Here is a 14,547-nt window from a genome sequence, read left to right on the forward strand (position 1 = left end):
CTTATTATGCCTTAGGTGAAAGCGGTTGCGAATATAAAATCCTACTCTTTATTATGAAAATTCTCCTATACTACTGAGATCCCTATCTATCTGACAAAGGGAAATAACAATTTCTGGTTTTCCGGCCATAGCATGTTATCTAGATCAATCAGCTTTGTTCCTGTATCCACGCGTTCAGGAACATCCATGCCTTCAATGACCTCGACAGCATATTTTACAGCTAAATAGCCGTTACTGAACGGATTTTGAATCACGGTTGCTTGAACAGTCCCTTCCTGCAGGAGTTCCATCATTGAAGGGGAACTGTCAAAGGCAACCATCTTTATGTTGTCCTTTCCTAAGTTTTTTATGACCATTGCTGCACCTTGCGAAGCCGTCTCATTCAAGGTCGCAATCCCACGCAGCTTAGGATGCTTCAGCAGCATCAATTGAGTAAGATCCTCGGCATTTGTAATATTCGAAGAGGTATAGGAAATTTCGACTACATGAACATTAGGATAACGTGCGGCATAATTCAAAAAACCTCTTTCCCGTTCATCTGCATCACGCGCACCATAATCAACAGTGCTCGTGGATTCCGGTTGTTCGTTCAGAGATGAATTTGTGAAATTGATAATGCCGATTTCACCATATCCATTCAGCAGCTCAATAAGTCTCTCTGCAGACTTCTGTCCTGCTTCATAACCATTCGATCCGACATAGGTTCTTACTCTCGCTGAACCAACCTCTGCATCTACTGAAATTACGGGTATTTTATAATAAGCGGCTTGGTCCACTACTTGGGCAAGTCCCATGTAGCTGCTGGCCGCCAATATAATGACATCCGCCTTCTGTTTAATAGAAGCCTGCACCATTCCAATCTGCTCATCGATATCACTCTCTGAATCAGGAGCCTTGAACGTCAGTTTCACATTAAATTCCTGAGCAGCAGCTTCAGCACCCAGCTTAACCGTATTCCAGTAATCCCCCCTGTTCATTTTCACGATCATATGAATATTGCGGGTCTTATTCGTGCTAATGTAATCCGGAGCCGAGTTAAAGCAGGAGGTAACCGTTGTCCATAATCCCGCACACATCAGCAATGTAAGCCAAAACCGTTTTGTCTTCATGCAGATGTCTCATCCTCCTTCTCCTTTGGTTTGTCCAGATTCTCCTGAGTCTTCAGTGCCGGGAAGATAATCGTCACCGTTGTCCCTTCCTCAATCTCACTCTCAAAAGTTAATCCGTATTCACGGCCATAATAAAGCCCAATCCGTTCATTGACATTTCTGACGCCAACACCGGAACCACTTCCGCTTTTATTACCGCCCGTGAGGATAAGCTTCATGGTTTCCTGCGACATGCCCAGTCCATTATCACTGATCACTATGACAACGAGCTCATCTCGCAGTTCTGCACTAATAGAGATAAAGCCTTCATCAGGCATCATTTCAATCCCATGATAAATTGCATTCTCAACAATTGGCTGGAGGATTAGCTTAATCGTCTGCAATTGCAGCACTTCTTCTTGGGCTGTAATTTTATAGCGAAATTTATTTTTGAAGCGGATATTCTGAATGACCAGGTAGTGCCGTATATGATCCAACTCTTCTTGTAATGTAATAATATTTTTCCCTTTGCTTAGACTTATCCTGAAAAATCTGGATAACGATTGAATCATCGTTACCACTTCCTCGGTTTTACCCCGTTCCGCAAGCCGGATGACCGAGTTGAGCGTATTGTACAAAAAGTGTGGGTTAATCTGTGACTGTAATACTTCAAGCTCACCCTTGCGTTTGGTCTCCTGTTCATAAATAATCTGATCCATCAATTGACGAATCCGCTGCAACATCAGGTTAAACCGCTTGGACAGCTGTTCTACCTCATAGGCTCCTCTGACATTAATCGGAGTATACAGGTCACCCTCTCCTACCAGTTTAACTGTACGTTCGAGTCTCCGAATCGGGCTGGCAATAAGCGCTGATAAGAGAATGGAAACAATAATTACGCCTAAGATGACAGCTGACAGGAACCAGGCTAAGAACTGGTTAAGATCACGTTTTGTCGTCACAATCTCATCATAATAAGCCACACCAACAATTTTCCAGCCCGTCTGAGCCAAAGTGCGCACGGTAATAAACCGTTTCTCACCAGTGGACTCATCCAGATAACTGCGGTAGGCATATTCCAATACAGGCTCGACATTCTCATACTTCAAGCCTGCGTAAATTAGCTGCTGCTGAGGATGATATACGATGTTGCCTAATGAATCGAGAATGTAAGCGTAGCCCCTTTTACCGAGTTTGACCTGCTTGCTCAACTCATCAATGGTGCGAAAGTTAAAATCAATTAGCAAAATACCGGTTTTCAGTTCACCGTTCTCCCGGTATTGAATTAGCTTGCTTACGGAAACGACCCAAGTATAACGACCCTTGAACAAATTCTGTATATGAGGGGCTGAAAAGGCAACTTCCGATGTCTTCTTAGCCGAAGTGAACCAGCTCTGGGTGTCCAGCTGAGTATTCAGACGCATATTTTGACCTGGAGTGCCTATGACATAACCGCCCTGTGGCGTAAAAACGGCAACAGATACGATATCCTCTCTGCTGCCCATCAGCATGCCTATTCTCTCGCTTAGAAGTGCTGAGTCTACGGATGAACTATTGGTAACCTGTCCTTCTGCTGTTTCAAAAATGTTCCGCATCCCATTCACGTAAAGCTCCAGGTTGTAATTGACCTGTTCAATAATCTGCTGCATATTCAGATTGGCATTCGCCTCGGCCGTCTTGGCGAACTTGTTGTACAGCATAATACTGACGATCACTGCTACAAGTACAGTGACCGTCGTGAAGGTAAACGTAATGATAAGCTGGATGCTGCGCAGCTTGGAGGAAATCCTTATCTTGTTTCCCTTACGCCGCTGCGGCCGCAATGGAAAGAAAAAAGCCTTCTCCTTCGGCATGGACTATCCTCCTCTGGAGCTATTTTTATACTCTTTAGGTGATTGTCCATATTTCTTACGAAAGCAAAAACTAAAATAGTTCGGATCAGCAAAACCTATTTTTTCGGCAATTTCAAAAGCCTTCAGCTCAGTGGAACGCAAAAGCTCCTTCGCTGCCTCTAGACGGATTTGCAGGAGATAGCTTACAAACGTCATTTTCATTTCTTTTTTAAAGATGCTGCTAAAATAGCCTGTACTGATATGCAAATGCTGGCAGACTTTGCCGATGGAAATATCAGATTCCTCATAATGACTGCGTATATATTCCTTAGCTTGATCGATAAGCTGCTTGTAGCTCGATTGCCGTTCCGAAGCTATGGTATCCATAAGCTGGCTGCAAACCGTAATAATCCACTGCTTGGCTTCACTCATATTATTAAACTTATGCATATCCGTGAGTGAATAAATGCCAGAGCCAATAAACTCTGTGGTCTCACTGCCCGATTCTTTGGCCACCCGTAGGATTGAAGTGATGATCTCCAGCAGAAATATCTGATAATCCTGTGTAGATACTTGCGCGGCATCCAGTCCACCGAACAACTCCTCAACCACTTCTTTGAGCTCCTGTGCCGTGCCCAGCTTGATTGTTCGCATTAAAGACTGCTGCGACAACTCATCATAATCCAGCATCCGGTTAGACCGTGACTCCACATCCTCGATCCAGATCACTCTATTATTACCAAGAATAAGACGATAATCCAGCGCCTGTAGGGCATCCCCAAAAGAATGGAAGAGCAAGGCCGGAGTCTCACAGACCGTTCCGGTACCAGCAGTTATAGTAAGCTTTAGGAACCGCTGCACATTGAGGCGAATTTCCTCCAGAATCTCCAGCGTCATCCGTGTAATCTCGGCTTCATCCTTATCTCCTCTGATCGAGAGCATAACCACATCATCACGATGAATAAAAACTTTGCCGAAGCGATGTTTGTTACATATTTCCTCTGCAACATTCAGCACTGCAAACAGCTGCAAATTCCGGTCACCGGTATCCCGCAAGGAGACTGGCTTACCCGAGGGTAAATCTGATTCTCCATCGGTACGAATATGGTCCACACGGATTACTGAGGCCTGGAACAACTCCCCTGAAAGCTTAATTCCATATTCCATACTCTTCTCAGCAATCTCTGAAGGATGCAATCTACGAGAAACGAGGGAGGACAAGAACTGCTCACGCAGGACAGGAAGGCTTTTGCGATAATGTTCACTTAATACAAATACATTTTCTTTCTCTGCGATTTCCGCTTCGATTGTTGCTTTGACCTTTAAGAGGATGTCAATCAATTCCTGCGAGGAGAAGGGTTTCAAAATATATTCATCAATCTGCAGCTTGATAGCCCGCTGTGCATATTCGAATTCATCATAACCTGTCAAAATAATGATCTTGGTATTGGGGTGGTGAGCGCGAATCCATTCGGCCAGCTGCAGTCCGTTCATGAAAGGCATCTGAATATCGGTGACGACTACATCTGGCAGCAAGCGGTCAATGGACTCCGCAGCTTCTCTACCGTTCTCCGCCTGATCTACGACTTCAAAGCCATAACGCTCCCAGTCAATCTGTCCGACTATTCCTTCTCTTACGTCTTCTTCATCTTCAACAAGAATTAATTTATACATGCTTCATCCCTCTTCGAACATTGTTTGAATTGTAATAAAACCATTCTATATGATTCAACCCCTTCAATCTATGTTTAAGTTAAGTTATCGTAAAAATGAGCAGATTTCGGCAAGAAGCAACGGCTTCGCCGTCCTTTTATGGACGGTACTTGTTACTTCGAGAAATATAAGGATAAGTTATCGCGTGAATCAAATAAATTCTTATATTACAAAAAAAACCATCCCGCCTATGCCGGGATGGGGATGATCGGTCACGTATAAGTGCTACAGCAATGCTTTGTTAAAGCGATAGCCGGCTGTCTTTTCGAATCCGATATGACGGTAAAAAGCATGCGCTGGTGCGCGCTCTACACGGTTGCCGCTTCTCAAGAAGAGCTGGCAGCAGCCTTGCTGGCGAGCCCATTCTTCGGCCGAGGCCACAAGTCTCTTACCTAGTCCTTTGCCTCTTAGCTCCTCTGATACAATGAGAGCGGTAATCTCTGTAATACAATCCTGCTGTTTGTAATATGACTTTACCTGTCTAAGTCCGATCATTCCCACAACTTCGTTATTTAATTCAGCAACAAGTGTGCAATGGAAAGGGTCGTTCTCCATGCCTTCCATTCTCTCTTTCATCACGCTAAGCGTTGTTGGATAGCCGAATTCCCGTAGAAGCTTTGTTACTCTCTCCAGATCATTCATGCCGCATTTGCGAATTTGCAGTACTGGTGCTTCAATACTACTGTTCATCCTCATATACCTCCACTGTTAGCATAGACGCTGCCTGCTTGGCTATCGTCCGCGCGATTTCCACATCTTCCGCTGTACTTAAGGTTACTGCCATCCGCCGTCCAGGGCGAACTTCTGGTTTACCAAACACTCGAACTTGAGTACGTGGAAGTGCCAACGCCTCACCAAGTCCGGATACAACAAAGGCTCGTCCTTCACCTTCTGCCTTCAGCGTAGCTGAAGCGCCTGGTGTCAGCAATTGTACTGAATCTAGCGGGAACCCCAGAATCGCTCTGACATGCAGGGCAAATTCCGACAAATCTTGTGTCACCATTGTCACCATGCCGGTATCATGCGGTCTTGGAGAGACTTCACTGAACAATACGCCATTAGCCGTAAGAAACAGCTCCACTCCAAAAATACCGCGGCCACCGAGCTGATCGGTTACTGCTTTGGCCATCAACTGTGCTTCAGCCAGCAAGGCGGCATCCATCGGATGCGGCTGCCAGGATTCCACATAATCGCCGTCTTTTTGAATATGTCCGATTGGCGGGCAAAAGATGGTTCCAGATACGGAACGCACTGTCAGCAGAGTAATCTCACTCTCAAAGGTGACGAACGCCTCCACAATGACACGTGTTCCTTTGGCTCGTGCTCCTTCAAGTGCAGTGTTCCAGCAGTCCTCGGCATCCTCCGGTTTCCGGCAAATACTTTGACCTTTACCGGAGGAGCTCATAATTGGCTTAATTACACAAGGTGTACCCAGCTCGTCCACAGCTTGGCGCAATTCGTCCAGACTATCCGCGAAGCGGTAAGCCGCTGTCGGCAGTCCAAGCTCTTCGGCAGCAAGCCGGCGGATACCTTCCCGGTCCATCGTCAGCCGGGCCGCACGAGCGGTTGGGACAACGAAGAAACCTTCTTCCTCCAGTTCCTGGAGAGCTTGAGTAGCAATGGCCTCAATCTCCGGTACGATAATATCCGGCTTCTCGGCACGAATTAGTGCTTTCAGCGCCTCTGCATCCAACATATCAATACAATGAGATCGATGGGCTACACCCATCGCCGGTGCGTTATCGTAACGGTCCACCGCTACGGTCTCTACGCCAAGGCGTTGAGCTTCAATAATGACTTCCTTACCCAGTTCCCCACTGCCCAGCAGCAGCAGCTTACGGCTTTGAGCTGAAAAAGGAGCTCCCCACATTGTCGATATCAACCTCTTTTTCGCAAATTTGACTGAAAAGTTCCCTTAGAGTAGACGATTCTTCCGTAAAAGAAAAGAAAAATCACTACTGTTTCGAAAACATTGCAGTTTCTTTGTAAATTTTCAGACATCTTCATTTTCATTCATCATCAGCCAGAATGCAAGCATTCTTCGACATTTTCCTACAATATTCACAGTCTTGTGTCCACCATATCGTCGAAAGATTCCTCATAGAGGCGTAATTGATGTGCTAATCGGCCCCAATGCGCTGCAGAATCACCCCCTTTCCGGAGTCCAGACAAGGCCTCCTCCTGCTCTGCCAAACCCTCACGCAGCTTAGCAGCGGCTGTCGTCAGAGCTCTGGTTACAGCTTCTGCATAATGTCCCAGTAATGTATTCTCCTGAGCAACTGCAGCCAGGGCAATGGCTTCTCTCAGCAAAGGTTCAACTGTGGTTTTGAATTTATCCCGACCAGTACCTTCAAAGAAATGCCGCGGTGATTTGAAATATCCCCATATCGCCAACCAGTCTACTGGCTGTAGCTTACATTCCAGCACTATCGGTGAGGGCCAAGACTCGGTGTCGTTCTCCATGAACTGAAGTTCCGGTGCTGAGAAAGATAGTTCTGCGGCAGCGGTGGCGGCAGCTTCATGGACAAGCCGGCGTCCGGTAGCTTCGAGCCGCAGTGTTGTGGCCCACAGCTCCTGTTCCAGCTCACGCTGAGTTGTACGCCACAGCTCTCGGCCGCAGGCGGTGAAGATTTCTTTCAAGCTTCCGGCATCCTCACGCAGCAAGGATGGATGGAAGGACTCCTGGAAATTGCCGCCGAAGGAAAAGCTGAGGCGCTGTCTGACATGATACAGCAGTTCCCCACCTTCCCGATGCAGATCACGGAGTGGCCGCTCCTCCACCTGTAGAGCAGACAATCGCTGCTCCGCCAGGCGACGGCGCTCCTGCAGCCTCCGCACTCCAGCTTCAAGCTGACTTGCCTCTTGTGTCGCTAATTCCTGCCATTCTTCTGCCCTACGACGGACAGTAGCGATACTCTCCACAGCTGCCTTAAGGGACAGCTGTGGCAGCTCTTCGCCCGCAAAGCTCCACAGCGCTTGCTCAAAGACATGAAAACCTGAGGTTTCATAGCTACTGCGGTTATTATCAACTTTCCCGTCTAATGCCTGCAAGCTGGACAGTGCATAAATCTGCGGAGAACGCAGTCCTCCAGCCCGTAAATTCTGGGCGACATGCTCCCTGACTTCTTCCAGCTCTGCTTCCCCAGATGCCAGATCGGAGGCATTGATGATAAAGAACATTTTATCCAGCGCGAAGCTGTCTTTGATCCGACCCAGCTGAGCCAGCAGGCTCCGATCCGCCTTCGAGAAGGCATGATTGTAGTAAGTTACAAAACAAATCGCATCCGCATCCTTCATATATCCAAAGGTCACACCCGTATGGCGTGCATGCAAGGAATCTGCGCCAGGGGTATCCACAAGCACAATACCGCTTTCTGTTAAGGGACAACTGTAATATAAATCTATACTCTGCACGTAGCAGGCCCGAGTCTCCTCCGCGACAAGCTTGCGATATTCATCCAGTTCTACCGTCCGCACGGTTCCGAGGAGCGGCTCGGCTTCCTCCCAGCCTACCGCCGCGGCCCGCAGAAATCCGGCATGCGGCAAACCCGAGGGATGAACTCCACCTGCTTGTAAATCTGCTGCGACGTGAGTCCATGATTCCCGCTGCGGCTGACCTAGCTGAAGCACGCCAAAGGAGTGAGTAATGTCATCCCAGAATTCCTCCGCGGTCTTCATCTTCACCACTGCACTCTTATCGCGGAAGTCTCCCTCCGGCGCCAGTATGCGATTAACTGCTGCCGTGGCGGGGTGGGGAGACACGGGCAGCACGGCTTCGCCGAGCAAAGCGTTGGCGAAGGAGGACTTGCCGGCGCTGAAGGCTCCGAACAGCGCCAGGGTAAAGCGGCCGCCGGCGAGATCCGCCGCCCGCGCCGCCAAGCTGCGCACCGCCGAGGCCATGGCCGGCTCGCTGCGCAGCAGTTCACTCGCCGCGCTCAGCGTCGCGGCGGCTACGGAGAGCCGGCGGCGCCCGCCCGCCGGCTGTTCCGTGCCCGCCGCCCAGCTTGCGGCGGCGGGGTCTCGCCCAGCTGCGCGCAGCGGCTGGGCTTCACGCGGTGCGGCGCTGGGCGCGCTCGCACGCGGGGTTGCCCTCACCTCCGGCAGAATGCCGGGGGTGAGGGGCCGGCGCGGCGGCAGCAGCGCCGCGAGCTCGTGCGCGCGGGCGGCAGCCGCGCGGTCAAGCGTGCCAAGCGCGGCGAGGGCGCGCGCTTGGGCGCGCAGCGCCTGCTCGCGGTGCGACAGCTCCGCGAGGCGCTCGTCCAAGAGCGCGGGCAGCTTCGCCAGCAGCTTATCGGCTAGCCCTAGTGCGGCGCGGCGGTACTGGCGCTTAATTTCCTCCGCAAGGCTGCGGCAGAAATTAAGCAACGCCTCGCCTGTTGTCCCGGTTCCCGGCTTCACTGCAGCCGCCAGCCATTCCTGGCTCACCGCCGGGAGCCCTTCTTTCAGAGTCAGCTCGGCCTCTTCATTCCAGAGACCCAGATTCTCCGCCCATTCACGAATCAGCAGAATCATGTGCCACTCCAAGCGGGCGGAAATCTCCCGTGTCAGCAATTCAAACCAAGCACCCAGACGTTTGTGCTGTTCCTTCTCCCGCCGTGCGGCAGTAAACAGTAGACCTAGCCGGAACCCTGGGCTGACACTTTCGACATAATTCTTCGCTGCCTCCCTAACATCCGCAGGCATAAGCGTAACATTGCCCAGCAGCGCATCTAAAGCACTCCGCAGATTCACAAGCGATTGCTGAAGAAGACCTTCGATCAGCTCGCGCTCGTTTTCCAGAGAAGCAAGTCCAGTTTCCACCGTCTCCTCCTCAGCACCAGCCAATTCTTCCAGTAAAGCTTCACGCTCCTCTTGCTGCTCCTCGCGGAAGTTCGCCAATGAAGAATCTGCCGTATGCTGTATAGAACGTAAAAGACTGTATTGAAGCAATTCATCCCGGTGACCCAATAGATCCGTGAAAAGTCCTAGCAGAACGTCCCAATCATTAAGTGGATGTTCCTTAACCTTAAGCGAAGTGAACAGAATACCCGCACAATGAATGCCCCATTGACCGAAAGCGCTTTCTAATTGCCGTTGATATTCCTCAATGGAAATCTCCTGTTCCCGATGCTTGTCAATTTGGTTAACAATGAGATACAACGGTTTGCCCCAGTCACTGAGATTTTTGGCAAAAGCCAAATTGTTCTCTGACTGCACATGATTGTAATCCATCACATAGAACACAACATCGGCCAAGTGCAGCGCGGAGTGGGTTGCACTTTGATGTCCATCATCTGTAGAATCTACACCTGGAGTATCCATAAGAACCCCATGGTTAGCCAGCAATGGAATCTCACCCCAAACTTCTATAGAAGAATATTCTCCGCCGTTACGGCAATATTCTTGCAATTTATCTGCTGTTGTCTCCCATGGAGCCTGCTCTATCTTCTGGACCTCTTTTCTGGGATGAATGAGTATACGAGGAGCTCCACTGCGAATAGATACAATGTTTGCACTCGTTGGCACGGGCCCGGAGGGCAGCACAGCGCTGCCGCAGAGCAGATTGATCATACTGGATTTCCCGGCCGAGAAATGCCCGCAAAAAGCTAGGGTTAATTCATTTGCACGCTCTTTATTCTGTAAATCTGCATAAATACGACCTGTTTCCCCATCGCCCCACTGCTCCATTAATCCTCTTAGCCGGGACAACAGTAGTGCCGTTTCACTTACAGTCACCTTTTGGGCTCTAGTCTGTTCCGCTCCCATTAACTTCCCGCCTAACTGTGCCATTTATAGTCCAGATTCCATCAACAATAGAATAATTCCATTTTATCACCAGATTGCCACAAATCAAATGTGCACTACTTACAAAATAACCTATAACCTCCTACGAAATGAGCTCTAGTCCCCCACAAATTTCTACGTTTTTCCATACAAAAAAAAAAAAAAAAAGCCAGCCCCTGGGCTGACTCCATTGATGTGGTTCGATACTAATACTTAAGCAGTTTCCAATACAGGTAGCAGAATTTCAAATACTTTACCATGCTGTAGAATAGTCAGACCACGGGATTTATCTCTCATAACAACAACTTCAGGCTTCACGGACATACGCTCCAAGTAATGCTCAGGAACGTCACCGGAATGGCTGATTGTAATCCCTTCTACTTCTTGCTCTTCGTTCTCTTCAAGGGGACTATCCACTACACGTTCAAAAATATCGGAAAACACTTCAAAATTGTTGGTATATACAGAAATGCATTTCATCTCTATCCCATCCTCTTCTTCATCTCTAATTTCTTGGCATATGCTCTTTATCTTTCCTGATCACAGCCGTTTTCATACGTTTCTTTCCTTCACGACACACATCAAGGAGTGGGCAAACCTGACATTTCGGAGTCTGTGATTTACAGTGGTAACGTCCGAAAAAGATGAGCCGATGGTGCGTGAGCGTCCATTCCTCACGTGGCACCGCCTTCATCAACTTCTTCTCCACTTCCAGAACAGAGTCTTTCCAGCCAGCCAGGGCAAGCCGTTTCGCAACCCGCTCCACATGTGTGTCTACAGCAATAGCAGGAACACCAAAAGCATTAGAAACTACAACATTTGCAGTCTTACGACCGACACCGGGCAGTGTCACAAGTAAATCATGAGCTTGTGGCACTTCGCCACCGTACTGCTCTATGAGTATAGAGCATAGGCTTTGAATATGTTTGGCTTTATTGCGATATAAGCCGATACGCCGGATATCCCCCTCCAGTTCTTCGAGCGGTACTGAAATGTAGTCAAGGGGGGCTTTATACTTTTGGAACAGAACCTCGGTCACTTTGTTCACCATTACGTCCGTACATTGAGCTGATAACAACACCGCTATCGTTAGCTCGAAGGCGTTGCTGTGGTTCAATTCACAATGTGCATCAGGGAACAAGTCTCCAATTGTATCCAGAATGTGGCGGACCTCTGCAACCTTCATTATGTCCCCTCCACAGAGTATTTACCCTCAGCGTGCCCTCTAGGGCAGCCTCTCTGAGGTAAGGAAATATAGCAAAGTACGTATTATAACGCATACTTTCATATATTTCAAGCAAACTCATTACTGGTCTATATTTCAAAAAAAACGTCCTGACGCAAGCAAAGCCCCTGCGTCAAGACGGTGATTCACACGGAAATCCACCACTCGCAATTATTGTTTCACTATTTCAACCACAACATCATTATTGAAATATACTGTAATATTATCATTTTCTTTAAGAGATTGCACGGATAATGTCGTGTCAGCTTGATGAATATATACATTAGCAGCCAGACGGAAGATATTATTATCGTTTGTACTGATACGCTTAGTCACAACTCCGTTAGTTGTACTATCATAACGGGAGAATGTACGGCTAAGTTGGGGCAATACACGGATAATGGTCGTTCCATTAGCATCTTTGCGCAGCTCTACCCGGTCAGCTGTTGTAAGATTGCTGAGTGCAGTGGTAGTTGTCGCATCGCGGATAATTCTAACCCCTCCACTTACAGCAAAGGTTTGCACCGCAGCTGTATAGTCCTTCAAGGTAAGCGTACCGGCGACAGCATCGAGAGCTGTTACCTGACCCGAGGTTAGCTTAACGGATTGTATAGAGAGCGGAGAACTTCCATCAAAGGTTACATTAACGAAATCTCCAGCTTTTAAGTCGCTAAGCTTTATGGTCTGCCCCGCCTCATTGGTCAACGGAATAGCCAGGGTATTAATCTCACTAGTTCCGGCGGTCAATTTAACACTCACCCGGTTTGTTCCTGCATTAACGGTTGCAGTTTCAAGCTGCATTACCGTCTTCACCTTCAATACTGTAACAATTTCCTGACTGGCTGACAAAACAGCCGTCACGGCGCTGCCAATAGGCACATCACTGATCGTTGCGCTTGTTTTGCCAAACAGATCGACAAGCTGTGGATAAGGCAGGGTTACACTTTGTCCATCACTAAGCTTTAATACTATGGTTCTGCTTGTGGCATTAACAGCAGTCACTGTACCTTCATACTTTGCGACAATCTCCAAGGATAAAGCCCGCTGTCCAATCGCTCTAACATTGACCTTGCGGTTCTCCGTAAGCCTGCCTCCAATAGTGGATAGAGTGGGCAGTACGCCTTCATAGTACAGCTTTGTTTTTTCATCTAGTTGAAACACATGCGGCTTATTGCTGCTGTCCATGATCGTCAAAAGCTGTGTTTTGGTATTGTAATCAACGATAGCTGCACCACTAAACTGATCGATTTGCCGACTGAGCACTTCAATCTTTGTAACCTGATCACTGCTATTCAGTGTAAGCTGCACATTATCACCGCCAACTGCATCAGCGATCAGATCGCCAGCTACAGGACTGGTAATATTAGGTATTATGATCGTTGGCGTTGCCCCAAGCAGTTTAACCTCTTTCGTGCCATCAGCCTTTTTATAGACAATAGTGCTGCTTGTCAACTCGTTAATGCTGCCCAGGACGGTACGTTCTACCCCTTGAGTTACTTCTACAGAGCGGATCAAGTTATCCTTGATCGTATACTTCACAGCAGAATTAACCTTCAACTCAGCTGGAAGCAGCACGGAACTTTGAGAGCTGAACAGAGTGGTACCTTCCTCCCATTTGAAGGTTTCAGCGGTACCCGCTGCATTCTTAAATGTAATACTTTTCGCGGTAAGATCAATACTTTGGATAATACCTGTGTTTGTTTTGTTGACGATGCCCGATGTTACTTGAACATTGACAACTTTATGGGAGCCACTATAGGTTTCGCGCTGTAATGTGACTACACTTCCGGCAGCAATCGAAGCTGGCTCAATCTTGTCACCATTCACATCTACAAAGGTAGTCGCAGCATCATAATAGTATTCATTAAAGGTATCCGTAGACTCAAGCCATATTTTATTACCCGACGACAGCTTTGCAAAACTACCAGAAACGCTATCAACCTGTGGTGTTGGATCGGTCACCTCGACATAGGCTGCATTATAGGTAGCTCCAATAACGGTAACCTTGGTGTAAGGCTGAACATCATTCAGACTGATTCGGGTCTCTGAAGTGCTGTTAAAATATGCAGTGCTTGCACTTAAATTAAAAGGGGAAGAGACCCCGTTGTTATAAACAGTGAGCTTACCGTCTTTTATTTCGCTGATACTGCCTTTAACGGTATTGTCATATTCAAGCGTGTTGTGCCCCTCGGCCCGGCTGAAGAAGGTGGCCAGTTGCGCACGTGTCACTACACCCTGCGGATCAAAACGGTTACCGTCCAGACCATTGGCCAGTCCTAGATCAACAGCCGTGTTTATGTATCCACGTTTGCTGGCAGACACTTTGGAATCATCGGCAAAGCCGGTTGGCTCACTTGCTACCGCTGCTGCATCTGAAGTTTTGCCAAGAGCACGGATTAACACTTCAGCAATCCATTCACGGGTTGCCTTGCGTTCACCCCAAGCAGTCTTCAAATTGTCTGTAGCCATCTCCGTAGTCTTATCTAGCAAGCCCTGCTGGAACGCGAGTACGACATAAGCCTTGTAATAATTCGATACCTCAAAGCCCGTTGGAAGTGCCACCGCAGTATTATTATCCACATTGCCCTGCAGCTTCATAAAACGCAATGCCATAAGCACAGCTTCCTGCTGGGTAACTGAATCTCCTGGACGGAATAAACCATTATTCCCGACTACGATACCTTGGGATGCCAGCTTGTAAATATGTTTTTCGGCCCAAAACCCTGTTTTCACATCGCTAAATATACCTGTCGCAGCCGTATTTGTCTGAGTCGTTACTGTGGCTGGAGTTGAAGCAGCTACTGTAGCAGCATCTGCAAATGCAGAACTTGCACCGCCCATAACCATTGCACCAGCCAAAACTGCAGATATCGCTTTAGTAGAATAAGCTTTCATGGGACGGCTAGACCTCTTTTGTGCGGACAAT

9 protein-coding genes are annotated in these 14,547 nt (G+C 48.1%); all 9 read right to left on the bottom strand.

Features of this window, described 5'->3' with window-relative positions; genetic code table 11:
- Window positions 1-86 precede the first annotated feature (86 nt).
- The 9 genes from GJB61_RS09860 to GJB61_RS09900 all read right to left on the bottom strand — a co-directional run bounded on the left by GJB61_RS09860 (window position 87) and on the right by GJB61_RS09900 (window position 14,516).
- Window positions 87-1,109 (bottom strand): substrate-binding domain-containing protein, encoded by a 1,023-nt coding sequence (locus tag GJB61_RS09860; protein ID WP_154118346.1) that lies wholly within the window; start codon window positions 1,107-1,109, stop codon window positions 87-89.
- A complete protein-coding gene (locus GJB61_RS09865; protein WP_154118347.1) occupies window positions 1,106-2,941 on the bottom strand; it encodes a sensor histidine kinase in 1,836 nt (611 codons plus the stop codon). Before GJB61_RS09865 ends, GJB61_RS09860 begins: the two co-directional genes overlap by 4 nt.
- Before the next feature lie 3 nt (window positions 2,942-2,944).
- A complete protein-coding gene (locus tag GJB61_RS09870; protein WP_154118348.1) occupies window positions 2,945-4,594 on the bottom strand; it encodes a response regulator in 1,650 nt (549 codons plus the stop codon).
- Between the two features lie 264 nt (window positions 4,595-4,858).
- Window positions 4,859-5,323: a GNAT family N-acetyltransferase gene (locus tag GJB61_RS09875; protein ID WP_229521587.1), complete on the bottom strand. Its 465-nt coding sequence runs from the start codon at window positions 5,321-5,323 to the stop codon at window positions 4,859-4,861.
- Complete coding sequence (purT, locus tag GJB61_RS09880; protein WP_154118350.1) at window positions 5,313-6,503, bottom strand: formate-dependent phosphoribosylglycinamide formyltransferase; 1,191 nt, start codon at window positions 6,501-6,503, stop codon at window positions 5,313-5,315. Before purT ends, GJB61_RS09875 begins: the two co-directional genes overlap by 11 nt.
- A gap of 191 nt (window positions 6,504-6,694) precedes the next feature.
- Window positions 6,695-10,378 (bottom strand): dynamin family protein, encoded by a 3,684-nt coding sequence (locus GJB61_RS09885; protein ID WP_229521588.1) that lies wholly within the window; start codon window positions 10,376-10,378, stop codon window positions 6,695-6,697.
- A gap of 231 nt (window positions 10,379-10,609) precedes the next feature.
- Window positions 10,610-10,876, bottom strand: a complete 267-nt coding sequence (locus GJB61_RS09890) for an NAD/NADP transhydrogenase alpha subunit (RefSeq protein ID WP_154118352.1) — start codon at window positions 10,874-10,876, stop codon at window positions 10,610-10,612.
- Between the two features lie 25 nt (window positions 10,877-10,901).
- Window positions 10,902-11,582, bottom strand: a complete 681-nt coding sequence (gene nth, locus GJB61_RS09895) for an endonuclease III (RefSeq protein ID WP_154118353.1) — start codon at window positions 11,580-11,582, stop codon at window positions 10,902-10,904.
- A 210-nt stretch (window positions 11,583-11,792) separates the two neighbouring features.
- Window positions 11,793-14,516 (bottom strand): S-layer homology domain-containing protein, encoded by a 2,724-nt coding sequence (locus tag GJB61_RS09900; RefSeq protein ID WP_154118354.1) that lies wholly within the window; start codon window positions 14,514-14,516, stop codon window positions 11,793-11,795.
- Window positions 14,517-14,547 lie beyond the last annotated feature (31 nt).

Source organism: Paenibacillus monticola (assembly GCF_009664975.1).
In the GTDB taxonomy this organism is placed as follows: Bacteria; Bacillota; Bacilli; order Paenibacillales; family Paenibacillaceae; genus Paenibacillus_AQ; species Paenibacillus_AQ monticola.

Bases quoted from the DNA above. Each gene is read 5' to 3' on its own strand.
- GJB61_RS09860 (WP_154118346.1), bottom strand. From the start codon at position 1,109: ATGAAGACAAAACGGTTTTGGCTTACATTGCTGATGTGTGCGGGATTA.
- GJB61_RS09865 (WP_154118347.1), bottom strand. From the start codon at position 2,941: ATGCCGAAGGAGAAGGCTTTTTTCTTTCCATTGCGGCCGCAGCGGCGT.
- GJB61_RS09870 (WP_154118348.1), bottom strand. From the start codon at position 4,594: ATGTATAAATTAATTCTTGTTGAAGATGAAGAAGACGTAAGAGAAGGA.
- GJB61_RS09875 (WP_229521587.1), bottom strand. From the start codon at position 5,323: ATGAACAGTAGTATTGAAGCACCAGTACTGCAAATTCGCAAATGCGGC.
- purT (WP_154118350.1), bottom strand. From the start codon at position 6,503: ATGTGGGGAGCTCCTTTTTCAGCTCAAAGCCGTAAGCTGCTGCTGCTG.
- GJB61_RS09885 (WP_229521588.1), bottom strand. From the start codon at position 10,378: ATGGGAGCGGAACAGACTAGAGCCCAAAAGGTGACTGTAAGTGAAACG.
- GJB61_RS09890 (WP_154118352.1), bottom strand. From the start codon at position 10,876: ATGAAATGCATTTCTGTATATACCAACAATTTTGAAGTGTTTTCCGAT.
- nth (WP_154118353.1), bottom strand. From the start codon at position 11,582: ATGAAGGTTGCAGAGGTCCGCCACATTCTGGATACAATTGGAGACTTG.
- GJB61_RS09900 (WP_154118354.1), bottom strand. From the start codon at position 14,516: ATGAAAGCTTATTCTACTAAAGCGATATCTGCAGTTTTGGCTGGTGCA.